The 22833-nt window shown below is 45.3% G+C and carries 21 protein-coding genes; 12 read left to right on the top strand and 9 right to left on the bottom strand.

The window, feature by feature from the left end; translation table 11 throughout:
• Positions 1–34: 34 nt before the first annotated feature.
• Complete coding sequence (locus PRUB_RS12275) at positions 35–871, bottom strand: CvfB family protein (RefSeq protein WP_010384661.1); 837 nt, start codon at positions 869–871, stop codon at positions 35–37.
• Positions 872–873: 2 nt separating this feature from the next.
• Positions 874–2205, bottom strand: coding sequence for a DEAD/DEAH box helicase (locus PRUB_RS12270; protein WP_010384663.1), 1332 nt, complete (start codon positions 2203–2205; stop codon positions 874–876).
• Between the two features lie 237 nt (positions 2206–2442).
• Between PRUB_RS12270 and trhO the strand changes: the two genes are divergently transcribed.
• The gene (gene trhO / locus PRUB_RS12265; protein WP_010384664.1) at positions 2443–3429 is read left to right on the top strand and encodes an oxygen-dependent tRNA uridine(34) hydroxylase TrhO; all 987 of its coding nucleotides are present in this window, start codon (positions 2443–2445) and stop codon (positions 3427–3429) included.
• A gap of 425 nt (positions 3430–3854) precedes the next feature.
• Here the strand turns inward: trhO and PRUB_RS12260 are convergent, their stop codons facing one another.
• Entirely contained in the window at positions 3855–4724 is an 870-nt protein-coding gene (locus tag PRUB_RS12260; RefSeq protein ID WP_010384665.1) for a LysR family transcriptional regulator, read from the bottom strand.
• A gap of 105 nt (positions 4725–4829) precedes the next feature.
• On the opposite strand from PRUB_RS12260, the gene PRUB_RS12255 reads away from it, so the two are divergent.
• Positions 4830–5441, top strand: coding sequence for a hypothetical protein (locus tag PRUB_RS12255; protein ID WP_010384666.1), 612 nt, complete (start codon positions 4830–4832; stop codon positions 5439–5441).
• On the opposite strand, the gene PRUB_RS12250 is transcribed toward PRUB_RS12255, so the two are convergent.
• From PRUB_RS12250 to PRUB_RS12235, 4 genes are all read right to left on the bottom strand, one after another.
• Positions 5428–6483: a tetratricopeptide repeat protein gene (locus PRUB_RS12250; RefSeq protein WP_010384667.1), complete on the bottom strand. Its 1056-nt coding sequence runs from the start codon at positions 6481–6483 to the stop codon at positions 5428–5430. The two genes, PRUB_RS12255 and PRUB_RS12250, sit on opposite strands and share 14 nt — an antisense overlap.
• A 102-nt stretch (positions 6484–6585) precedes the next feature.
• Positions 6586–6981: a glutaredoxin domain-containing protein gene (locus tag PRUB_RS12245; RefSeq protein WP_010384668.1), complete on the bottom strand. Its 396-nt coding sequence runs from the start codon at positions 6979–6981 to the stop codon at positions 6586–6588.
• Positions 6982–7100: 119 nt separating this feature from the next.
• The gene (locus tag PRUB_RS12240) at positions 7101–8408 is read right to left on the bottom strand and encodes an oligosaccharide flippase family protein (RefSeq protein ID WP_010384669.1); all 1308 of its coding nucleotides are present in this window, start codon (positions 8406–8408) and stop codon (positions 7101–7103) included.
• Positions 8409–8483: 75 nt separating this feature from the next.
• Complete coding sequence (locus PRUB_RS12235; RefSeq protein WP_010384671.1) at positions 8484–9050, bottom strand: TetR/AcrR family transcriptional regulator; 567 nt, start codon at positions 9048–9050, stop codon at positions 8484–8486.
• A gap of 95 nt (positions 9051–9145) precedes the next feature.
• On the opposite strand from PRUB_RS12235, the gene PRUB_RS12230 reads away from it, so the two are divergent.
• The 3 genes from PRUB_RS12230 to PRUB_RS12220 all read left to right on the top strand — a co-directional run bounded on the left by PRUB_RS12230 (position 9146) and on the right by PRUB_RS12220 (position 11890).
• Positions 9146–9619 carry an HPP family protein gene (locus tag PRUB_RS12230; RefSeq protein WP_052026455.1) on the top strand — a complete coding sequence of 158 codons (474 nt, stop codon included), beginning with the start codon at positions 9146–9148 and terminating at the stop codon, positions 9617–9619.
• Positions 9620–9968: 349 nt separating this feature from the next.
• Positions 9969–10280, top strand: coding sequence for a hypothetical protein (locus PRUB_RS12225; RefSeq protein WP_010384675.1), 312 nt, complete (start codon positions 9969–9971; stop codon positions 10278–10280).
• Positions 10277–11890: a PepSY-associated TM helix domain-containing protein gene (locus PRUB_RS12220; RefSeq protein ID WP_010384676.1), complete on the top strand. Its 1614-nt coding sequence runs from the start codon at positions 10277–10279 to the stop codon at positions 11888–11890. Before PRUB_RS12225 ends, PRUB_RS12220 begins: the two co-directional genes overlap by 4 nt.
• A 70-nt stretch (positions 11891–11960) precedes the next feature.
• On the opposite strand, the gene PRUB_RS12215 is transcribed toward PRUB_RS12220, so the two are convergent.
• Positions 11961–12482, bottom strand: coding sequence for a TetR/AcrR family transcriptional regulator (locus PRUB_RS12215; protein ID WP_010384677.1), 522 nt, complete (start codon positions 12480–12482; stop codon positions 11961–11963).
• Positions 12483–12718: 236 nt separating this feature from the next.
• Between PRUB_RS12215 and PRUB_RS12210 the strand changes: the two genes are divergently transcribed.
• The 5 genes from PRUB_RS12210 (at position 12719) to PRUB_RS12190 (ending at position 18490) form a co-directional block, all read left to right on the top strand.
• A complete protein-coding gene (locus tag PRUB_RS12210) occupies positions 12719–12937 on the top strand; it encodes a hypothetical protein (RefSeq protein WP_010384678.1) in 219 nt (72 codons plus the stop codon).
• 111 nt (positions 12938–13048) lie between these two features.
• Positions 13049–13531 (top strand): 5-(carboxyamino)imidazole ribonucleotide mutase, encoded by a 483-nt coding sequence (gene purE, locus PRUB_RS12205; RefSeq protein WP_010384679.1) that lies wholly within the window; start codon positions 13049–13051, stop codon positions 13529–13531.
• Between the two features lie 2 nt (positions 13532–13533).
• On the top strand, positions 13534–14682 hold the full coding sequence (locus PRUB_RS12200; RefSeq protein ID WP_010384681.1) for a 5-(carboxyamino)imidazole ribonucleotide synthase: 1149 nt from the start codon (positions 13534–13536) through the stop codon (positions 14680–14682).
• Between the two features lie 68 nt (positions 14683–14750).
• Complete coding sequence (locus PRUB_RS12195) at positions 14751–15692, top strand: YeiH family protein (RefSeq protein WP_010384682.1); 942 nt, start codon at positions 14751–14753, stop codon at positions 15690–15692.
• A 323-nt stretch (positions 15693–16015) separates the two neighbouring features.
• Positions 16016–18490, top strand: coding sequence for a S9 family peptidase (locus tag PRUB_RS12190; protein WP_010384683.1), 2475 nt, complete (start codon positions 16016–16018; stop codon positions 18488–18490).
• 42 nt (positions 18491–18532) lie between these two features.
• Here PRUB_RS12190 and rrtA read toward each other — a convergent pair whose 3' ends face one another.
• Positions 18533–19105, bottom strand: a complete 573-nt coding sequence (gene rrtA, locus PRUB_RS12185) for a rhombosortase (RefSeq protein ID WP_010384684.1) — start codon at positions 19103–19105, stop codon at positions 18533–18535.
• Positions 19106–19187: 82 nt separating this feature from the next.
• On the opposite strand from rrtA, the gene ggt reads away from it, so the two are divergent.
• A complete protein-coding gene (gene ggt / locus PRUB_RS12180) occupies positions 19188–20951 on the top strand; it encodes a gamma-glutamyltransferase (RefSeq protein ID WP_010384685.1) in 1764 nt (587 codons plus the stop codon).
• Positions 20952–21124: 173 nt separating this feature from the next.
• A complete protein-coding gene (locus PRUB_RS12175) occupies positions 21125–22819 on the top strand; it encodes an NAD-dependent malic enzyme (protein WP_010384686.1) in 1695 nt (564 codons plus the stop codon).
• Positions 22820–22833 lie beyond the last annotated feature (14 nt).

The following is a 22833-nucleotide window of genomic DNA, read 5'->3' as shown; positions in this document are numbered from 1 at the left end:
TAATCTTGGTGTAAAATTAAGGTTGTGTTAAATCTTACTTTTTGGTTCTAACGAGAGAGATCGAAGTCGCTTCAATTTGGATTTTCTCTTGTTTGAATAAACCACCGATGGCTTTTTTAAAGTTAGCTTTGCTGGTGGAGAAGGTTTTCTTAATCAGCTCTGGGTCTGATTTGTCACCAAGTGGCAGAAACCCATTGTTATCTTCCAACTTTTTAAGGATCTGTTCGCCCAACTCTGAGATTTTATCCATGCCAGGTTTTTCAAGTAAGATATCAATCTTATCATCTTCGTGAACTTGTTTTACATAACCCGTCATGCGCTGACCAATATACATACGCTTAAATACAGTATTGAAAAATACCATGCCAAAGTGCTGTTCGTTGACGATGACTTTGTAGCCTAGGTCAGTTTTAGCGGCGACAATTAAGTCAACCTGCTCAAATTTCTTGTACTGCGCGGGCGTCTTATTTAAAAATTTCCCTAGGTTACTTGATGCGCATAAACGCTTACTGGCGTTATCCAGATAGAGCTTGACCAGATAGCTGTATCCTTCTCGCATTTTTGGTTTTTGCTCGTTGTATGGAGCCAAGACGTCTTTACTAATCCCAAGGTCTAAGAAGGCACCTACTTTATTGATTTGTTTTGCACGTAGCAGGGCGAATTCACCCAGTTGTGCAAGTGGTTTTTGCGTGGTTGCGCAGGGGTGACCCTGGTTATCACTGAAAACAAACACTTCAACGTTGTCACCCGCTTCGAGGTGGTCGGGTAGCTCTTTGAGCGGCAAGAAAACATCGCCCTGTTCTTTGCCGTCCAGATAGGCCCCTTCGGCACAGATCTCTTCGATCATTAAAAACTGTGTAGTACCTAGCATGTTTATTCCTCGGTTGGCTTCTTAGGCTTTCTTCTTAGTGGTGCGTGTCCATCGACATCAAACGGTGCCGGGATCGCTTTTTTCGGTTGTTGTGGTTTGCGCTTAAGGACGCGCTTTGCCTTAGCTTTGGTGTCCGCTGGTTTACGCTTGGTATTCTGTTTAGGCTTAGTTACTTTTGGCTTAAATCCTTTAAACTTGGCTTCTAACCCTTCGACAGACTGAAACTGGACTGTCTCTTTGAGATAAGCAGCAATGGCTTCGTAACTTTTCCAATCTTTAGGGCCCACAAAGGATATCGCGTCACCCTTGAAACCAGCACGCCCGGTACGACCAATTCGGTGAACGTATTCTTCTGCCTGCTTGGGTAAATCAAAATTGATAACGTGTGATACATTCAGCAGATCCAGGCCTCGCGAAGCCACGTCTGTGGTGACCAGTACCTTAAATAACCCACGGCTAAAGGCGTCCATAATGTCGAGACGTTTGCTCTGTGCCAGGTCGCCTGCGAGCGCAACGGCCTTTATTCCCAGTTCATTGAGCATGTCGCTGAAGCGATTAGTATCTTGTCGAGTCGCAGTAAAAATAATGCACTGTTTTACATCGCTTTGTTGTACAAAATGTTGGAGCAGGGCTTCTTTATGATCCAGGTGATCAGCAAAGTACATTGCCTGGCGAATATCATCATGCTTTTCGTTACTGCCACTGAGCAGGATACGTTTTGGCGATTTAAGTAAATCTCTTGATGTGATCTCGACCTGAGCATGCTCAAGCGTTGCAGAGAATAACAAAGTCTGACGCAGGCGGTGATCAGCCGCATTGTTAATTGTAGAAAGCTGCTTTTCAAAGCCTAAGTCAAGCATCCGATCGGCTTCATCAAAGATCAACAATTCAAGGCCGTGAAGCTGCAAACTGCGTTGCTCGATATGATCGGTTATACGACCAGGCGTACCAATGACAAAGTGCGGGTCTTTGCGAAGCGCTTTTACCTGGTCGTTAAAGTTCTCACCACCGAGTACTTTAGTACAAGACATGGCGGTACCCGCTATTAACAAACGGCACTGGTTGAATACCTGTGTGGCCAGCTCTCGGGTTGGAGCAACGATAAGCACACGTGGGTCTCGTTTACTGAGCGCCTTTTGTTTCATGACGCGTTGTACGGCAGGCAGTAAAAATGCCAGAGTTTTTCCGGAGCCCGTTTTTGACTGAGCAAAGGTGTCATGCCCGGCAAGGGCTGTAGGGATGGCCTGAGCCTGGATCTCGGTCGGGGTTGTGATCCCCTGGTGTTCTAATTGTTTTTCAAAGCGCAGGTCAAGACCCAGTTCGGAAAATCTCAAGGTACTTTTCTCCAGTAATTATTTTCTAAAACGCAGCATTATAACAAACTAACTTCCACTACCACCATAACTTTACAGTGCTTTGTGCGAGTTCTTCGGTTACCGGGGGCAAACGGTTTTGCAATTATCCTTAAAATCCGTAAAATATCGCGCCTGGCGCCGGATTTGCGATCCGGTTAAGTGCTTACACGTCGTGCTTAAGTGTAGGCTGTTATAAAGCTTATTGAAGAGAAAGTTATGAATAACCATTTTGTTGTATGTGCCTTGTACAAATTTGTGTCTTTGCCAAATTATCAGGCGATCCGTCAGCCTTTGCTGGACGTTATGGAAGCCAATGAAGTGCGTGGCACTTTGCTACTGGCTGAAGAAGGGATCAACGGCACCGTTGCCGCTAAACGCGAAGGCATTGATGCCTTACTGGCGTGGCTTGATAAGCAACCTGGCCTGGATAATATTGTTTTCAAAGAGTCATATGACGAAACTTGTCCGTTTTACCGCACTAAGGTTAAGTTGAAAAAAGAAATCGTGACAATGGGTGTTCAGGGCATCGATCCTAAAGAAGTGGTTGGCACCTATGTTAAGCCACAAGACTGGAACGCCTTGATTTCTGATCCTGACGTGGTTTTGGTTGATACGCGTAATGATTATGAGATTGAAATCGGTACGTTCAAAAATGCTATCGACCCGAATACAAAAACGTTCCGTGAATTTCCTGAGTGGGCCGAGAAGAATCTGGATCCCGCAAAACATAAAAAAGTAGCCATGTTCTGTACTGGTGGCATACGCTGCGAAAAGTCGACTGCTTATATGAAGGAGCAGGGATTTGATGAAGTTTACCACCTTGAGGGCGGTATTCTTAAATATCTGGAAGACGTGCCCAAAGAAGAAACGATGTGGGAAGGCGAGTGCTTTGTATTTGATAACCGCGTTGCAGTTGATCATGATTTGAACAAGGGCTCATATGATCAGTGCCACGCGTGTCGTATGCCGATCACCGCAGAAGAAATGCAGCGTCCGGAATATATGGAAGGTGTATCCTGCCATCACTGTCATGATAATGTGACCGAAGAGCAAAAAGCCCGTTTTGCAGAGCGTCAAAGACAAATGGAACTGGCAAAGCAGCGTGGTGAGGGCCATATCGGTCATGAAGCACAGGAAACTTTACGTGCCCGTAAAGAGCAAAAACAAGCGAAGAAAGACGCGCAGCGCGCTAAATCAGCTTAAAACTGTGTATTAAGATCATAAAAGCCAGCACATTGCTGGCTTTTTTAGTTTATAAATCAAGAGCTTTTGGTTTGTGTTTGGCTAGGCAAACTAACAAACCCTGGCCATCACTTAAGCAGGTCAGTACAGTCTCAGTGGGCTTCGCGAGAGTAACAAAACTCTGAAGCACATGTGACGCCAACTGTGTGACAGCTTGCAGATCTGAGGTGTCATTGCAGGATTAAGTGATTGAGGTGACTTGGAAAGTTGCTTGATTTTCTTTGCTTTTAATCTCATTTCTAAATTTCCTTTTTTGTTTACAAAGCTCAATGGCAGCAACAGCATAGTTTGTACTGCTCAAGTAATTAATTTATAAAAAGCAGTTTCTTATAGCATTTCGATTAGAATGTGAAGATCTGTTCGGGGGAGATGCTAACTGCTATTCGTTAACTAATTGGTTTTATCTCTTTAGCCAGTGCTTTTATCCAGGCAGGCGCATGTCGCCGGTATATCAGGCACACCTGTTCAGTATTACCCTTCAAGTTCGGAGTCACTTCAAGCTGAGTGAGTTGCCAGGCTTCAATCATGTAGTCAGGCAAAAAAGCAACGGCCAGGCCGCATTTGACCAGTTCACACAGCGCTGCGTAATCGTTAACAATCCACTTTGTTTCTCTTTTAAAACTGTTGTTTGACCAACCATCACAACTTAGTCCACGTAATTCACCACAGAATGGAGACGTATTTGGTACGGCGAATGGGTAGTTCACAAGCTCAGCTGAAGTTAACGAGCGTTTGCCGGCTAATGGATGGGTTTTACCAACCGCTAAGTTTAAGGTTAACGCGCCAATTGTGATCATTTCGAGATCTTCATTCAAGTGCGGCTGGATCAGCTGAGTTGTCAGTGCTATGTCAACCACGCCCTTTTTAACTTTTTCGATTGCTGTGAGTTCGAAGTCGGTTTCATATTCTATTTGGATATCGCTAGCCGTCGCACCGATAATGCCTATCCAGCGATATTGGAGGATAGCCGGCGCTGAGATTCGGCAATTAAAAACTGGGCTTGTCGGGGTCAACATGGCTTTTACGTTATCTTTGAGGTCTAAAATCTTAATTGCCTCAGGTAACAGGCGTTTACCATTTTCATTAAGGACCAGCTGCTTCCCCACTCGGTCGAATAGCAATATACCCAGTGAAGACTCTAATTTTTTCAATGACTTGGATAATGCGCCTGGTGTCGTGTGTAAGTTGGTCGCTGCACTCTGAAGCGTCTTCGCATTCGCAATCTCGACAAATCGAATTAACTCTAATATTTCCATTTTGGAATTGTAATTTAAAATTTGGTAACGATGTGGAACTAAATATACCTTAAACTTACCAGGAATTTGATAAAAATAGAGGACCTTTCTTTGCTTAGGTGGTTATTGGTATTGTTTACGCCAGTTGTTTTTGCTCATCAGCACACTAGCTTTGGTGTGCATGGACTGGCATTGGTAAACGTAGAACATAAAATTATCGCTTCTCATTTGCCACTTCCGAGGGGAATGCATGCTCGGCAACTTATCTTTGAAGTGCAAGCCCAAGAGCAACAACAAAAATCTTTGATGCGGTTAATTAACTCAAATTCTTTAGTGACGTTTGCGCCCAGAGCCTTCGAACTTGACAAGTTACGCAGTGGGGAATTGGTTAGAGTGAACGGTCATGTTTATCAGGGGCATTTTGAACGAGGTGGTGTTCAAGCGCTAACCGGGCTAACACTCAAAGTAAAAGAGATACTACTTGATGAGCCTGTAGCGCTGGCTGACAATGGCCATTACTACGTCATACCACTCACCATGAACGATTGTTTGCTGGTGCATAAAATCGGCCATTTACCCAGTTTCGATCAGCTTATTCATGCAAAATGTCGAGACCAAACAACTTTACCACGGTTGCTGGATAGCGCGACTGATAAACCGTTGGATAAAATTACTGCCCTAAGAATACAGTTCGTTCGCTCCTTATACCTGGAAACACAAGACTTTATTGAACCTTAAGCTTCGGCTCCTTAGCAATACAAAAAGAGCGCCCCTGAAACCAGGAGGGTGTTGTTTTTGTAGAGCGGGCAGGCTGCTTGCCGGGCGTGACGGTAACCTGAACTTTGGACGCCAGGTGGCGCTGGATCAACCGCTGCAATTTGACGCTCTCAAGTTGCTCAAACGCTATAATCAGATTGTCTCTCGTGTTTTGCGGGAGCGCCACGCCAAGGTTGGCATCATTCGCACTTACCAGCCACAATAACAGCGCTTTTTTGGACGCATCCGGATAAGCATCTATCAATGCCGAAATCGGGCTGATAAGACGCTGAAAATTAAGCGTATGCCCCTGAATTGCAAATACGAGCAGCAGGTTTGTGCCAGCTGTAATATTGCCTGAGCGTTTGTCACTCGACTGATAACCAACCAGGGCTTCTCGGAAGTAAACTTCTGCCAAGTCGATTTTGCCTTCGTCCAATGCCAATGTACCTAGGTTATTGTTGACGTTTGCCAGTGCACGTTCATGATGAAGCCTGAGTGCGATGCTTTTTGCAGATTTGTAGGATTGCCTGGCAAGCTGGTAGTCATCCATATGCCGGGATAAAACGGCAAGATTGATCAGCAGCGCCATTCTCTTTTTGTCAGTCACATCAAGTGCCAACGCGCAGGTATATAGAGATTTGGCCTCTGCCAGATAGCCGAGACGCCTTAGCGCGATGCCCATTGCGCTGAGCATACTCGGCAGGCGGTTTTTAAAGTAAGCGTGCTGTTGTAGCTTAATCAGGGCAGCCAGTTCTGCTTCTATATCGTTTAAATTATTTGTGGCAATAGCGGAACGTACCTTGATTAAATGCCAGCGAATTTGCTGTGGGGGAGTGAGATTACTTATTGATTTAACTTGCCTGAGTAGCAGGTAAGAGTGTGAAGGTTCAACAATAATGTAGTCTTCAGCTTCTCTCAGGATATCCGCGGAGGAGCGTTGGCCTGATTGCGTTTGAGGTGTGGCTGAAGCAGATAAGCCATATAGTATGCTGATGAGTAGTATTAACAACTTATAGTGCAACGCATACTCCTGAAAAGTGAGTGAACGACGAAACACTTTTTAAGATAGCGCAATAAAGGAAAGGCGTCTACGTATTAGGTATACGCCTGGAAAGGGTTTGCATCAGAGAAAAGCGTGTTCTTGTAGAGTTTTTTCAACCACACTCAGGTTTGTACCATTAATGACCTTATTACCAATAATGATCTGTGGGATGTCAGCGCGTTTAAGGCTGTCAAACAGAGAGTTTATCCTCTGATCATTGGATTCTATGTCTCTGCTTAGGTAATCAATATTATGTTTTTTAAAGTAATCTTGAACCTGTTTACAGTATTGGCACCAGTGTGTGGTGTATAAAATGACACGCTTGTCAGTTCCCTCGTAATGGGCAGATGTATCTTGTGTGATTATATTCGGATGATGAAGCAGTTTTAGATAGCCATATTTGAGCATGACGCCCAGGCTTAAACCCAGCAATAACATCAGAATAAACACCGCACTTCGTTTAGCTCGTTGCTCCATAATTTTCCTTATTATTGTTTTTATTTGATCCAGTCTGCAAACTAGCAGGCAGGTTAAAGTTACAAAAGGGTACAGATTGTGTCAATTATTTTAATAAATAATCGACGACAGTCGTTAAATTAACGATGACCTGACTGGGTTGATTGAATAGTTGCACTGGAATAGGGGCGTTTTTTGCATACTATGAATGTACTCCAGGTCAGTAATGAAGCGACACAGAGCGAAATGCAGGTTGCAATAGCGGCACCAGTAATACCATGTGTAGGAATAAGCAGCCAATTTAGCGCAGCATCCGTAACAAGTGTTAACAAACCAATGATTACCACGTATTTTCCTTTACCTGTGTATTGCAGCCAGGTTGAAACAAATGCTGTGACTGCCCAAAAGCATGATCCCAAAATTAGATATTTCAACGCGTCATGGGCGGTAAAAAAATCTTTGCCAAATAGCTGTAACAGATGAGCGCCTGATATCAATAGCCCAACTGTCAGTATTAAAATGATGACAAGCATAATCTTCTGACCTTGCCATAACACCCGTTCTGCGTACTCTTCGCCTTTTTCTAATGCTTGGCCTAATAGAGGGACGAAAAGTGCAATTACACTGACTTGTGCAACAGGGATCATATGTGAAGTTGTAACAGCACCGGCATAATGTCCAACTTCATGCTCTAGCGCCAATAATTCAAGCATATATAAATCCAACTGGGATATGGCAATTGTCACCAACATGGCCAGCATCATTGGGATAGAGGTTGCCAAAAGCTGTGACTGGTTGCGAACCGGTATGACAGGAGACAAAGTAAGGAGGTTTTTTCTGTAAAGGATGAATAACTGCCATGTTGTGATAAGTGCTAAGATCACAATGCCGGCAATGATCACCTGCCAAAGGTAAACCTGATCTAATAAAGAGGCTAATGCTATGACTACCAGTGTTTTGCCCGCGGGTAGAATGATACGCCACGGCAAGTTGGCGTGTACCAATAATTTTGCGCTTTGCAACACCCGGCTCAATATCGCACCCGCCGCGATAAGAGGGATCGCGGCCGAGATCCACAGCAGTGCATGGTGCTCATCGGGTGACCAACTTCCCAAATGAAGGTAGCCACTCAAATAGGACAACGAGAAGAGTAGTAGAGAAATGCCGACGGCAATTTTGCAGAAGAAAGTGACGAATCCACCGACTTCACCCTTTGCTTTGTTGGCCAGAGGTTTGGCTAAGAACTTGGGTGCAACACGGTCACCGCCAAGCAGAGCCAGTACGCCGCAGATGGTGGCATAGGCATAAGCAACTTTATAGTCACCGTATTCATGTGCACTAAGCGTGCGGCTCAAGCTCAGGTTAAAGGCATAATCAGCTAAAAAACCGATAATAACGGATGCACAAAGTGTCAGAGCACCCTGTTTTAGGTAATTGTCTTGCTGCACGATTAGGCCGTCACTGATTTTATTTGAACTTCTGTAATTATAGTGTACCGAGTTACCTGGTTAAATTTCACGACATTACACCGGAAAAGGCGCGGGTGTATCGTATGCCAGGGCAATGTCTATGCAGCGTAGAGCGGCTTGCTTATCACCTTGCACAAACGCAGAGACCGTAGCACCTTCTTTGAGTAAACACAGCGCGTCGACAAGCCGGTCATTAGGCCGGGGCAGCTTATTGGTGATGAGCTGTCTGACGGCCACTTTATGACTGGCACAGCGGTCCTGAATTTGCCTGTCCAGCGTCACCGATTCACTGGCTGTATTGATAAAAAAGCAACCCCGGAAGCCGCCAAGTTCTGTAACACGATCGTTGAACCAGTCGTTAAGCGCGTAGAACAGTTGGTTGACCAATTCTTCATTGGTTTGGGGATCAGTCAGTCTTGCTTCAAGCCACTGCAAATATTTTTGGTCACGAAGTGTTAAAGCAGCCAGGATCAGATCGTCTTTTGAACTGAAGTGATGATAGAGGGTCTTTTTAGCAACGCCGCTGTATGCAAGGATCTCATTGATCCCAACTGCACCTGTGCCTTTTGCATAAAATAACTCTAACGCACTGTTGAGTAATAACGCTCGCTTGTCTGACATATCTTGCCTCCTGACGTTTAAGCATATCTTGACATGGGTAGACAAACTTGTCTACATTGGTGGGTAGAACGATTTGTCTACCTACAGGAGGGTGTGTGTCTAGCTGGACAGTTTCTCTATCGGCCGGATTAGGTTCAATGTTGGCTATTACTATGCTCGCGTTGCTCGGGACCGACGCGCATGAGTATTGGCTGTTGATGGCTGCTTTTGGTGCATCTTGTGTATTAATTTTTGCTGTGCCCGATAGTCCGCTTGCTAAAGCACGTAATGTGATTATCGGTCATTGCCTGACTGCTTTGGTCGGTGTTGTGTTTTTCGCTTTTTTACCTGTCAATGCGATTACGCTGGGACTGGCGACAGGCCTGGCTGTATCACTCATGGTGTTGACTAAAACGCTGCATCCGCCTGCCGGCGCAAATCCGCTATTTATTATGCTTAGCGGGCAAAGCTGGACATTTTTACTATTTCCAGTGTTAACCGGCGCTGTCTGTTTGGTCATATTCGGCCGCGGTTACCATTTTATATGTGCGCGTTGGCCTAAATTTAGGTTCAATAGAACGAAGCCTTAACAACAGAATGCATACAAAAGTAAATAGTAGTGATTATCAATACTGTTTGTGTATAATGTACAGGATGATCTTCACGTTATGACAGGGAGTGAAAAGTGCTTACTTCTATATTGGTCTTTGCGCTCATCGCAGGGTCCTCTGTAATTTATCTCAGCAACAAGAACCAGCGTTGGCGAAAAAAACACATTAACAGTCGTTGGCGTATCCTCGCATATTTCCTATTCATAGTCGCATTGGCTGGCTTTTATAACGGTATGAGTTTACCTGTTAGCCTGTTTATCTGCTTAATGGTGATTATGTTATCGCTTATGTTTATTCCGTTTTTGGTTTTGATGGTGAGAGATAAATAATGAAAAACTATACACCGATACAAGCTGATTGGTTTAGTAAAACGCTGGCTGGTGTTATTGGAGGCGGATTATTAAGTTTCTCTATCGTCGGACTGTTCGCCTGGTTTGGTCCGTCAGGGTTGACGTCCTCTATTAGTAACACTGAATTATTGTGGCGAACTCAGTTTAACATGTGGCTGAGTGTGCCAATTTGGTTGTTGGCTCTGAGTTTTACTTACATGTTCAGAAGCGGTGCTCAGGCTTGGTTTTACCTGTTGTCAGTCAGTGCTGCGTGCTTTGCCGTATTAGCGATATTAAGGGGAGTGTCATGAAGGTAAGAGCGGATATTCTGAGAACTTACCAGAGTTTGCACACCTGGACGGGGATCACTTCCAGTTTATTACTGTTTATCGGTTTCTTTGCGGGTGCTTTGGTGATGTTTGCGCCTGAGATTGACCGTTGGGCGACGCCGACAAAACATCAGATGAATTCAATTGAATCTGAGCGTTACGATGTACTATTGGAAACGGTTTTACAAACGCACCCTAAAGCTATAGACAGTGTCAGCTTGCATTTTAATGAAGCACTCTCGCCGGTAAGCTGGTATGAACAGGGGTCGACACGGGGGCTGAGGCTGGATGATATTCGCTGGCATGCAACCTTGGATGAAAATAACCAGCTGGTTACTGAACTGGTTCCCGTCAATACTTTATCTGCGTTACTGGATATGCTGCACCGAACTGCAGGCATCGGAGGTGAAATTGGCCATACTCAGGCTGGCGTCTTCGTACTGGGCATTGCTGCCGGTTTGTACTTCCTGGCTTTGGTGTCGGGCGTGATATTTCTGTTACCCACATTAGTAAAGCGATTCCTTGCTGTTCGTAACCAAGGAGAAAGAAAACGGTTCTGGCTGGATGGGCATAATTTGCTGGGTATTGCCAGTTTACCATTTCACGTTGTGATTGCATTTACGGTGTTCGTATTTGCTTTCCATGATTTGCTGTATGGTGGGCTTGCTCAGTTGTACGGTGATAAACCTCTTTTCCCTCGCAATCCTCCTTCACAAATTGAACGCAATATTGCTGATTTACCTAAGGTGAGTGAGTTGATTGCAGCGGCGGAATCTCATGCTCCAGGCTATCAGGTCGTTCAGATTAAACTTAACAACCTCAATAAGCCTACTGCTTTTGCGACCATTGATGTCGTTAATGACGCAGAAGTGGCCAGAGGGGCGCTGCACGACTTTATCTTTATAAACCCTTATACACTTGAGGTGGCGTCTTCCAGCGTTGCAAACCCAGAACAAACGATCTGGGCGAGGATTGTATCAAGTTTCTTCAGTTTGCACTTTGGTAGTTATGGTGGTGACCTTGTTCGCTGGGCGTATTTTTTCATGGGAATGGCGGGTGCCTGTTTGTTCTATTCGGGTAACATTCTCTGGTTAGAAAAAAGACGACAAAAGGGCACTGTACAGCGGCGTTCTTATCGTGTCATGGGCGCGCTGACCGTAGGTGTAAGCCTTGGAGCAATGATTGGTATCGCAGCTGTATTTGCAAGCAATAAATGGCTGACACTGGCACCAGTGAATATTAATCAGGCCTATATGTTTGTTTACTATGCGTGTTTTGCATGTGTGCTGGTAAGTGCCTTTGTTTATGGACCTGCCAAAACAGCGATTAACGGTTTGAAAGTGCTGGCACTATTGTGTGTTGCGATACCCATCACCTCGGTACTGGCTGCCACGGCTCCTGCATTAAACTTGTGGACGCCGGATAGTCTGGGGACTTTGATGGTGGAGTGCGTTGCGCTCTTGTTTGGATGTTTGTTTTGGTTTATGTCTGTATCTGTAGAGCGCAGAGCTGCCAATAATGAGCCTGGTAGCCTCTGGTATCTACCAAAAAGCAGAGCGAATACGTCTGAACTGACTGTTAAACACAGTTAAGTGATAACGGCAGGGCTTAGTTTGCTCTGCCTTTATTTTTCTCAAATGCAGAACACATCATACGGCTTCATTAGTACAACAAAGTTAGCTTATTCGTAAGAAGCCGCAGCATACTATCTTTACAGGAGGCGGGATCGGCCAAGCCCTGGAGCAGGGTCATAAAGTAGCAGTCCATCATCACAGTTGCTTTTATTTCGTCATACTCTTGCTCTGCAAAAAGGAGCGCTTTAAAGGCCGATATCTGATCGGCAAAATAGGCCTGATGCCAAAGCAAATCGGTGAGTAGTGCCTGACTGAATTCACGGTGTTGCAAATAGAAATCGAACAAGTGGCTGGCATAGTGGCGTAATTTAAGTCTGGCAGAATGATGTTTGTCCGTACTGATGGCATTTTCTATTACCGCATCGATACGCTGGTGCATTGCCGTTTTTAAAATATCCACTTTACTTGGGAAGTGGCTGAAAACAGTCCCCACTGCGATACCCGCCGCTTTGGCTATTTGGCGAGTAGAGGTCTCCTGGTAGCCATGTGCAATAAACAGTTGCCAGCTTTCATCCAGAATTAACTGTTTTGTTTTTTCACTTTTCTTCATTGCGTTTCTACGTCATGCTTTTCAGTATTATACCATGATAATTGACCTCCCATGCATAAACAACCGTAGCTTAATCAGCACGTTAGTCGATTTTAAACAACTATGAAAGTTGCCACTTCAGCGCAACAGAACAGCACTTTCTCGTATATTAGCAGTGTTTGCACCCGTTTGGTCTTGACAATTGAGCGTGCTCAATTAAAAATGTGAGCGCGCTCAATTAATGGTAAGGAGGTTATATGTTGCAGCGAATTATTGGTTATGTTTTATTTATCCCTTTCATTATGTTCTACAGTTATGTGCTTGGCCCGGTGCTTAAAGCTGTGCTGATCCCGGGCGGGTTAGCTTTACTCTTTTTGATTTTAGGCCCTGATGCATTTTTCTATCATTGGCGCCAAGCGCAAGTTGGGCAATCCGAGATTGAAGTACAGGAGGGTCAGCCTGGCGAATCTATTTAGTATGGAAATGTCGATTCGCTTTGCCGCGTCACTTGGGTATAATACGCCTGAAGTTGGCGCATACCCCAAAAAACTGCGCCTAAATCGTTCAATTTAAACTGAGGAATAATTATGACGGTTGGCATCATTATGGGCTCCAAGTCCGATTGGCCTACAATGCAACACGCAGCAGACATGCTCGATAAGTTCGGTATTGAATATGAAACAAAAGTTGTTTCTGCGCACCGTACACCACAGTTGTTAGCTGACTACGCTTCCTCAGCGGCAGAGCGGGGCATTAAAGTTATTATTGCAGGTGCCGGTGGTGCTGCACATTTGCCTGGAATGGCCGCTGCGTTTACCAGCCTCCCTGTGTTAGGTGTGCCTGTGAAATCGAAAACGCTGAATGGTGTAGATTCCTTGTTGTCTATCTGCCAAATGCCTAAAGGCGTCGCTGTCGGTACGCTTGCTATTGGTGATGCTGGTGCGGCAAATGCAGGGCTGCTCGCAGCTCAAATATTGGGTTGCCAACAACCAGAAATTTTCGACAAAGTAGAAGCGTTCCGAAAGGCACAAACTGAAACCGTTCTGGCTAACCCTAACCCAGCAGAGTAGTAATGAAAGTATTAGTTTTAGGCGCAGGCCAGTTAGCTCGCATGATGAGTTTGTCTGCTACGCACTTAGATATACAAGTCTCTGCATATGATGTCGCGACTCAGCAAATTATTAACCCGGTAACGTTCGAAGCCCACAGCGCAACACTTGAGCAAGCAATTGCGGATGTCGATGCGATTACCGCAGAGTTCGAGCATATCCCGGCGGATATTTTGTCGGTATGTCAGCAAACGGGTAAATTTTATCCAGGAGCCGAAGCCATACTGACCGGTGGCGACCGGGCTAAAGAAAAAGCCTTGCTTGAAAAAGCCCAGGTAGCCTGTGCCCCATATGCGTTGATCACTGAAAAAGCACACTTTCTGGCAGCAATTGAAAAACTGGGTAAACCGCTTGTCGTTAAAACATGCCAGGCCGGCTATGACGGCAAAGGCCAATGGCGTGTAAAACATGATGATGAAGTTGAGACTATCTGGCAGGAAATGTCTGAATTTTTAGCAGCCGGGACCGAAGCTGCACCTCATGCCATTATCGCTGAACAAATGATCCCATTCGACCGTGAAGTGTCAATCATTGGGGTGCGAGATCGCAGTGGTCAATGTCGCATTTATCCGTTGACAGAAAATCAACATACCGACGGTGTGCTAACACTATCTGTCGCAGGCAAAGAAAAATCGACAATTCAGGCTCAGGCAGAATCGGCATTCTCAGCATTAGCCAGCGAACTTAATTATGTTGGCGTGCTGGCGATTGAGTTTTTTGATGTCAACGGCACGCTATTGGTAAATGAAATAGCACCGCGGGTGCATAACTCAGGACACTGGACACAACAAGGTTGTCACGTCAGTCAGTTTGAAAACCATATCCGCGCCATCGCAGGGCTACCTGTAGGTGATACCACTCTGATCAGGCCAACAGCCATGATCAACGTGTTGGGCCAGGAAAACATTCCAAATGACGTGTTGCAGATCCCTGGTGTAACCAGCCACTGGTATGGAAAAACCGCAAAACCAGGCAGAAAAATGGGTCATATCAACGTGTCAGCTAACAGCTTACACGAGCTTGGCGAGCGCCTAGCTGACTTGGCTGAGATACTCCCTGATTCAGCTTACCCTGGGATAGCTGAGACAAGCCATGCTCTAATCCTCAACTAGGGCTAACTGCGCCGGTGATTATAACAATCCGGCGCAATTTTATCTGGTGACTGGGTGCGAGCGGATATATGTTATTAGAACGACCAGGCTTCCACAAAGCTTTATTTTTATTCACCTTCTTATTTGCGCTATCGCCATTTGCCAGCGCCTCATCAGCACTGTTCATCGGACTTGGGTTTGCACTTATATTGGGTAATCCGTTACCTGATTTATCCAACAATGCATCAAAGTGGTTACTGAAGCTTGCCGTCATTGGCTTGGGGTTTAACGTTAATATCGAAGAAGTACTCGCTGTCGGACGGAGCTCTCTGGTATTAACCATCATCAGTATTACAGCAACGATAGGTTTGGGCGAAATTCTTAGTCAAGTGTTTCGGCTAAACCGCAATACAGGCACGCTGATCTCATTTGGCACTGCAATTTGCGGTGGCAGTGCGATTGCTGCTATGGCCCCGGTGATTAAAGCCAGACAGGATGAAATCGCCATTTCACTGAGTGTAATTTTCGCTTTAAATGCGCTTGGCCTGCTCATTTTCCCCTGGCTTGGGCATTATTTCTCGCTTTCAGAGAATCAATTTGCTTTATGGAGTGCACTGGCGATACACGATACCAGCAGTGTGGTTGCAGCAGCTTCGGTGTATGGACCTGTTGCTCTTACGATGGCAACAACGATTAAACTTACCAGGGCGATGTGGATCGTGCCTTATGCTGCTATGGCAGGTGTGTTCTGGCGCTCTTCTGAAAAAGCCAGTATTCCTTTGTTCATCATCGGCTTCATAGCCGCGGCAATGATCAACACCTGGTTGCCACACTACCAGCCTGTGTGGTCCGTACTTTATAGTGGTGCTAAGTCAGTATTGGTTGCGAGTTTATTTCTGATAGGGAGTGGTGTTTCTATGGCAATGTTGCGTCAAAGCGGCTGGCGACCGTTCGCTATGGCATCGATACTATGGTTTATCGTCAGTGGCGTTATGCTGCTACTGATTTTGGATGGGCTGATCACACTTTAAAGGACACAGGCTTTGCAAATGAAGTACTACAGGGTCAATACCCTAAGGTAGATCAGGGTATTACAAAAAAAATAAAAAAAATGAATTTTTTTGGAACTTATTCTGTCACTCGCAGGTCTACTTTTATGAGGCGTGGATAGGCCTCATTTCATACTCGTTGTCCATCAACGACTATGTGAGCGCAGAGAGTATTTGGCCAGTAGCTTTACTGGCCTTTTTTTTGCAATAAACGCTCTGTCTGGTTGTTTATCTAAAATTGTTCGAATTATCCGGTTTCATTTGCTTAAATTAGGCTTCAATTGCAATTTTAGATAATTCATAAAATGAAACAATCTCTTACTTCTCTCGCCGTAGCATCCGCGTTATTTTTAGCTGGATGTCAGGTCACACAAAACAGTAATAATAATCAAGACTCTCAAATCACGTCTCCAGCAACTGTAGCAACCACTGTCGAAGCAACAGGCTCTCAGGCGATTACTCTGGAACAAGCTATGGCTGATCCAGACTGGCTTGGCAGAAAGCCCGAAGGCGGTTTTTGGAGTGCAGATAGCCAATCTGTTTTGTTCAAGCAAAAACAATCAGGGAGCAAATTAAGAGACACGTTTAAGTACGATGGACAAGGAATCGAGCAGGTAAACTTATCTGACAAACACCAGGTAGGTGCGGATGATGCTGTTTATTCACATGATGGTAAGTTACAGGCTTATGTCTTTGCAGGAAATGTGTTCGTTAAAGATATCAGCAGTAATCAGGTACGACAGTTGACCAGATCAAGTCAAAGCGCTCAACAACTTCAGTTTTTGATTTCAGGACAACTTGCGTATCTTGCAGACAATACGTTTTATGCGATAGACCTTAACACTGGCCTGACGACTGAGCTGGCTAATTTGATAGTTGAAGATGCACCGCCGGGCGTCACTGAACCAACCAGTTATATTGCGCAAGAACAGCATCGGTTGATTGGCTATGTCGCACTGCAGCACAAGAACGCCAAAGATGCACAGAGCCGCAAAAAAGCGTTAGTAGATCAAAATAGCACCTTAGATAATAATCTCTTTTACCTGGGCAAAGACCAGCGCATCGTAGAGAGTAGTTTGTCTCCGGCTGGTGATAAACTGATAGTCGCCACGACCAAAAATATACCTGAACGTAGTGCTCAGGATATCATGCCAAACTATGTTACACAGGATGGTAACATCGACCCGGTGAAGGCGCGTAGTCGCGTCGCTGATAATAAACCGATTAAACACACACTGATATTTATTGACCTGAATACCAAGCAGCAGCAATCACTGGAATACGATACGTTACCTGGTTTTGACGAAGATGTGCTGGCAGAAGTCCGCAGAGAAAATGCAGAGGCACAAGGTAAAACTTACAACAGCAAGAAAGCGCCACGTCACATCACGCTGATGCTTGACTGGGGCTGGGACCAATCTCCCATCCAATGGAATACGCAGGGATCTGAAGTTGCGGTAATGCTTGAGTCCTGGGACAACAAAGATCGTTGGATTGCCACCGTTGACTTTAGTAACAACAAACTTGTGTCTCAGCACCGTCTGCACGACCAAGCTTGGGTTAACTATACACACAATGATTTTGGCTGGCTAAATAACAAAGACACGCTGTACTATCTGTCTGAAGAGTCAGGTTACAGCCATTTGTACACCAAGCCCCTAAATGGGAAAGCGACCCAATTAACGGCAGGAAAGTTCGAGGTTTCAGAGCTGACGCTCACCAAGGACAACGCTGCCATCTATTTTAAAGCGAATAAAAAGCACCCAGGTATTTACGAAATATACCGTGTAAATTTGCAATCTGGTGAGTTGGAAACATTAACCAATCTCGATGGTATGACAGATTATGTATTGAGTCCGGATGAGAGCAAACTCTTGTTGACGCATTCAAAAATTGTCATGCCTCCAGAGCTGTTTATTGCAAACGCACAGCCTGGTAGTGAAGCAAAACAAATTACCAATACAGTATCAGAGGCGTTTTTAAGTAAAAAACTCATTGCACCTAAAGTCGTTGCGGTACCATCTAGCCATACCGATCAACCTATTTATGCGAAAGTTTACTATCCTGCAGATTATCAGGAAGGGGAACAAGGCAATACGCGTAAAGCGGTGATTTTTAACCATGGTGCGGGATATCTGCAAAACTCTCATCTTGGCTGGTCAGTGTACTTCCGCGAATTTATGTTTCACTCTTTACTTGCCAGTGAAGGGTATGTGGTGATGGACATGGACTACCGGGCATCAAAAGGATACGGGCGTGACTGGCGTACGGCTATCTATCGTCATATGGGTAAGCCGGAAATTGAAGATTTGGCTGATGGCGTAAACTGGATGGTTGAAAACGTCAATGTCGATAAGGGCGCAGTCGGCACCTATGGCGGATCGTATGGTGGATTTATGACCTTTATGGCTTTGTTCACACAGCCTGAATTATTCCAGGCTGGGGCAGCACTTAGACCGGTCACAGATTGGGCTTATTATAACGACCCTTATACGTCTAACATTCTAAATCGTCCGGCGGATGATCCTATTGCATATCGTCGCAGTTCACCGATTTATTTTGCTGAAGGCCTCAAGAAGCCTATGTTAATCAATGCTCCCATGATTGATGACAATGTGTTTTTCCAGGATGTCGTTCGATTGGTACAAAGACTGATTGAACTGGAGAAGGAAAACTATGAAACAGCGATTTACCCGGTAGAGCCGCATGGTTTTGTGCAGCCTTCGAGTTGGCTGGATGAATATCGTCGTATTTATAAGTTGTTTAAAGAAAACTTATAATTGATGCGTGGCGCAGGTCATTCGGGCTGCGCCACAACCGAGTTATTTTTTTTGCCACAGTAAAGGCAATGCCAACACCAAACCGCCAACAGCACCAATCAAGTGCGATTCAATGGCAACACGTGATGAAATGAGCTCGCCAACCTCAGCGCTGGGTCCGGCGTATTGTTCCCAGGCAAGCTTACCTAGAATACCTAAAAACAGCAGAATACCGGTTCTTTCACCGACTTTGATGTCTTTTATCGCTCCCCAGACAATTACACCGTGAAGCAGTCCGCTTAGCCCGGTATAAATACGAATATCCGGACAAAATAGCCAAATACCAATTCCTGTCCAAAGCCCGAGTAACAGCAGGTGTATCGCATAAACTTTGGGCGTGCGGTATTCTGCATGTAATACCCAGATAAACCCGATACCAATGACATTCAGCAACCAGTGCATCCAATTGGTGTGAACATACTGACTGGTCCAGATCCGCCACAACTCGCCCTGACCGATCAGCGTACGGTTAAACAGCAATAACTCCTGAACGGGTGGCAACATAAGCAATGTACAAAAGGCAATCAAAATCGCGGGCGGTAAGACGTAACGGGGTGCTAATGGCAGATCAAACATAATATTTCTTAGAATTTTTTTGCATATTGTGCCTGTTTACTTTTATGATGCCAATCATCTATCAGAAGATTTTCCAGACTCTATGAAACATCGCCTATCACTGGCCGCTCTGGCGCTTGGCGCCGTATTGCCATTCACTTGTTCAGCATTAGACAATAACACCAGAGAAGTCAGAGAACCCGAGGCTGCGACCGGACTGCAGCTAAAAAAAGAAAAAATCGCCAAAAAGTATATGGTGGTTGCAGCCAATGCACATGCCAGTAAAGCAGGGCAGCTAATGCTGCAACAAGGTGGTAGTGCTATTGATGCCGCTATTGCTGCTCAGCTGGTGTTGACGCTGGTAGAACCGCAGTCTTCGGGTATTGGCGGAGGTGCGTTTATTCTTCACTATGATAAAGAAAATGAATACCTGACAACTTTTGATGGTCGTGAAACAGCGCCGCAAGGGGCAAAACCATCGCTATTCTTGGACAAAGAAGGCAAACCTGTGCGGTGGATTGAAGCCGTTGTGGGTGGCCGCTCTGTTGGTACGCCAGGTATTTTGCATGCTTTAAAACAAGCACATGACAAGTATGGCAAACTTAAGTGGCGTCACTTGTTTAAGCCGGCAATCGCGTTGGCTGAAAATGGCTTTAAGGTATCACCTCGGTTGCACATGCTATTAAAAAAGGAACTAAACCCGGGACTAACTAAATTGTCTCCTGCCAAAGAGTATTTCTACCCTGACGGTAAACCACTTGAAGCAGGCACTTTGTTACGTAACCCCCAATTGGCAAAGCTGTACCGAGAAGTGGCGGAATTTGGCCTCAAAGGCTTCTATGAGGGTAAAAATGCTGATGACATAGTACGTGCTGTGCAAAAAGCGGAAATTGCCCCGGGCACCTTGTCTTTGGCGGATCTAAAAAACTATCATAGCAAAGAACGAGCGCCGATTTGTACTCGCTATCACAGTTACCGGGTGTGTTCGATGGCGCCGCCCAGCAGCGGTGGCATTGCTGTTTTACAGATCTTAAAGTTACTGGAGGGCAAGAAGCTCAGCCAGTATAAACCGAACGATCCTGAGGCCATTCATCTGTTTACTCAAGCCTCCCGATTGGCGTTTGTCGACCGAAACTACTATATCGCAGACCCTGACTTTGTTGAGGTGCCAACACAAGGCTTGTTAAACCCAGCTTATCTCAAGCAACGCGCCTCGTTAATTGGTGAAAAAGACAATAACGATTTCCCGATTGGCGACCCGAGTATGGGCGCGTTAGCTTATGCTCAGGATGACAGTTACGAACTGCCATCAACCACACACTTGTCTATTGTTGACGCTGAGGGGAATGCCGTTTCTATGACCTCATCGATTGAGATGGCTTTTGGCTCAACGGTGATGGTAAATGGTTATCTGCTAAATAATCAACTAACAGATTTTTCTTTGTCTCCGAAAGTAGGCGACTTATGGGTTGCTAACCGGGTAGAAGCGAACAAACGGCCACGCAGTTCGATGTCGCCTGTCATGGTGTTTAATAAAGATGGCTCGCTCAAACTGGTAGTGGGTTCTCCTGGTGGCAGTCGAATTATAAATTATGTCGCGCAAACGGTGATTGGCGTACTCGATTGGGGATTGTCTGCGCAACAGGCGATAGACTTACCTCGGGTAACCAACCGAAACCGGTACACTACACTTGAGAAAGGCACTGACGTGGCAAAATTAAAGCCGATTTTAGAGGAAAAAGGACACGTTGTGCGTGTCAGAGACCTCAATTCTGGCATTCACGCCATAGAAGTCACTGATGGCCAGTTAATCGGGGGAGCTGATCCTCGTAGAGAAGGGGCCGCTATGGGAGAATCCAGCGAGTAACCTTGGCGATTATTTGAGATTTATCGTATAATGTACGGCTCTGTTTACGCATTGTCCATGTCTAAACAGAGCCGTTTTTTATTGGTCTGACATGCTTAAAATTCATTGAATTTTAATGCATTTGCGCAATAATAATTCCTTGTACTTAAATTAACGAGTCACAGCTTGTAAATATGACTAAACAATCCGATCCCAATTATCTCTACATTCCATACTCTGGCCCAACGCTTTTAGAAACTCCGCTATTAAATAAGGGCAGTGCATTTAGTCAGCGCGAACGTGAGAACTTTAACCTCACTGGTCTCGTACCGCCACGCTTTGAAACCATTGAAGAACAGGTCGAGCGCTGTTACCAGCAGTTCTCTAGTTTCAGCGATAACCTCAACAAGCATATTTATCTGCGTGCCATTCAGGATAACAACGAAACTTTATATTACCGTCTGGTCCGTGATCACCTTGAAGAAATGATGCCCATCATTTACACCCCAACGGTTGGGGATGCATGTGAAAAGTTTTCAGACATCTATCGTAGCTCTCGTGGTTTGTTTATATCGTACGAAGAGCGTCATCAAATCGATGATATCCTTCGTAATGCGACCAAAAACAAAGTAAAAGTTATCGTTGTGACCGATGGTGAGCGAATTCTTGGACTCGGTGATCAGGGGATCGGAGGCATGGGTATCCCAATTGGTAAGCTAGCGCTTTATACCGTTTGTGGCGGGATCAGCCCAGCTTACACATTGCCAGTTATGCTTGATGTAGGCACTAATAACGAAAAGCTACTTAATGACCCGATGTACATGGGAGCGCGCCATAAACGTATTTCTCAGGAAGAATATGACGAGTTCCTGGATTTGTTTATCAAAGCTGTAAAACGCCGTTGGCCCAATGTTTTGCTGCAATTTGAAGATTTCGCACAACCCAATGCCATGCCATTGCTGAGCCGTTACCGCGATGAGATCTGTTGTTTTAATGATGACATCCAGGGAACCGCCTCTGTCACTGTAGGTTCACTGTTAGCTGCTTGTCGTGTCAAAGGCACCAGGTTATCTGAACAGAAGGTGGTATTTGTTGGTGCCGGTTCTGCTGGGTGTGGTATTGCAGAGCAGATTATTGCGCAAATGGTATCCGAAGGCATATCTGATGAACAAGCGCGTAGCCAGATATTTATGGTAGACCGTTATGGCCTGCTAGCGGAAGGTATGGAAGGGTTACGTGACTTCCAGGCTGCTTTGGTGCAATCGAAATCTGCACTGGAAGCATGGAACTTTAGTGGCGAGTTTGCCTCGTTGCTGGATGTTATGCATTGTGCGCAACCTGACATCCTGATCGGTGTATCAGGTCAGCCTGGGCTGTTCACCGAACAGGTGATTAAGGCAATGCACACAGGGTGTGAACGTCCTATTATTTTCCCACTGAGTAATCCGTCTCGTCAGGTAGAAGCCCATCCAAAAGATGTGATTGAGTGGACCCAAGGCCAGGCGATAGTGGCGACTGGTAGTCCGTTCGAGCCTGTCGAGTTTAATGGTGAAACATTCACAATTCCACAATGTAACAACAGCTATATTTTCCCGGGTATTGGTCTGGGTGTATTGGCGGCTAAGGCATCGCGCATCACAGAATCTATGCTGATGATTGCCAGTGAAATGTTGGCAGAGTCTTCACCGTGGGCTAACACAGGAAAAGGCAGCTTACTTCCTTCACTCGTAGAGATTGAACCACTGAGTAAACGTATTGCTTTTGCTGTGGCTAAAAAAGCGATGGAAGAGGGCGTTGCGCTGGAAATGCCGGAAGACCTTATTTGGGCTGCAATTGAGAAAAATTACTGGTTGCCTGAGTACCGTAACTACAAACGTTGTAGTGTTTAAACCAGTAATATAAA

The organism is Pseudoalteromonas rubra (assembly GCF_000238295.3).
Lineage (GTDB): Bacteria > Pseudomonadota > Gammaproteobacteria > Enterobacterales > Alteromonadaceae > Pseudoalteromonas > Pseudoalteromonas rubra.
This window is presented reverse-complemented; position numbering and strand designations above follow the sequence as displayed.

What these genes read in the sequence shown, in the direction of transcription:
- PRUB_RS12275 (WP_010384661.1), bottom strand. Translation starts at nt 871, where the DNA reads ATGCTAGGTACTACACAGTTTTTAATGATCGAAGAGATCTGTGCCGAA.
- trhO (WP_010384664.1), top strand. Translation starts at nt 2,443, where the DNA reads ATGAATAACCATTTTGTTGTATGTGCCTTGTACAAATTTGTGTCTTTG.
- PRUB_RS12260 (WP_010384665.1), bottom strand. Translation starts at nt 4,724, where the DNA reads ATGGAAATATTAGAGTTAATTCGATTTGTCGAGATTGCGAATGCGAAG.
- PRUB_RS12245 (WP_010384668.1), bottom strand. Translation starts at nt 6,981, where the DNA reads ATGGAGCAACGAGCTAAACGAAGTGCGGTGTTTATTCTGATGTTATTG.
- PRUB_RS12235 (WP_010384671.1), bottom strand. Translation starts at nt 9,050, where the DNA reads ATGTCAGACAAGCGAGCGTTATTACTCAACAGTGCGTTAGAGTTATTT.
- PRUB_RS12225 (WP_010384675.1), top strand. Translation starts at nt 9,969, where the DNA reads ATGAAAAACTATACACCGATACAAGCTGATTGGTTTAGTAAAACGCTG.
- PRUB_RS12220 (WP_010384676.1), top strand. Translation starts at nt 10,277, where the DNA reads ATGAAGGTAAGAGCGGATATTCTGAGAACTTACCAGAGTTTGCACACC.
- PRUB_RS12215 (WP_010384677.1), bottom strand. Translation starts at nt 12,482, where the DNA reads ATGAAGAAAAGTGAAAAAACAAAACAGTTAATTCTGGATGAAAGCTGG.
- PRUB_RS12210 (WP_010384678.1), top strand. Translation starts at nt 12,719, where the DNA reads ATGTTGCAGCGAATTATTGGTTATGTTTTATTTATCCCTTTCATTATG.
- purE (WP_010384679.1), top strand. Translation starts at nt 13,049, where the DNA reads ATGACGGTTGGCATCATTATGGGCTCCAAGTCCGATTGGCCTACAATG.
- PRUB_RS12200 (WP_010384681.1), top strand. Translation starts at nt 13,534, where the DNA reads ATGAAAGTATTAGTTTTAGGCGCAGGCCAGTTAGCTCGCATGATGAGT.
- PRUB_RS12195 (WP_010384682.1), top strand. Translation starts at nt 14,751, where the DNA reads ATGTTATTAGAACGACCAGGCTTCCACAAAGCTTTATTTTTATTCACC.
- PRUB_RS12190 (WP_010384683.1), top strand. Translation starts at nt 16,016, where the DNA reads ATGAAACAATCTCTTACTTCTCTCGCCGTAGCATCCGCGTTATTTTTA.
- rrtA (WP_010384684.1), bottom strand. Translation starts at nt 19,105, where the DNA reads ATGTTTGATCTGCCATTAGCACCCCGTTACGTCTTACCGCCCGCGATT.
- ggt (WP_010384685.1), top strand. Translation starts at nt 19,188, where the DNA reads ATGAAACATCGCCTATCACTGGCCGCTCTGGCGCTTGGCGCCGTATTG.
- PRUB_RS12175 (WP_010384686.1), top strand. Translation starts at nt 21,125, where the DNA reads ATGACTAAACAATCCGATCCCAATTATCTCTACATTCCATACTCTGGC.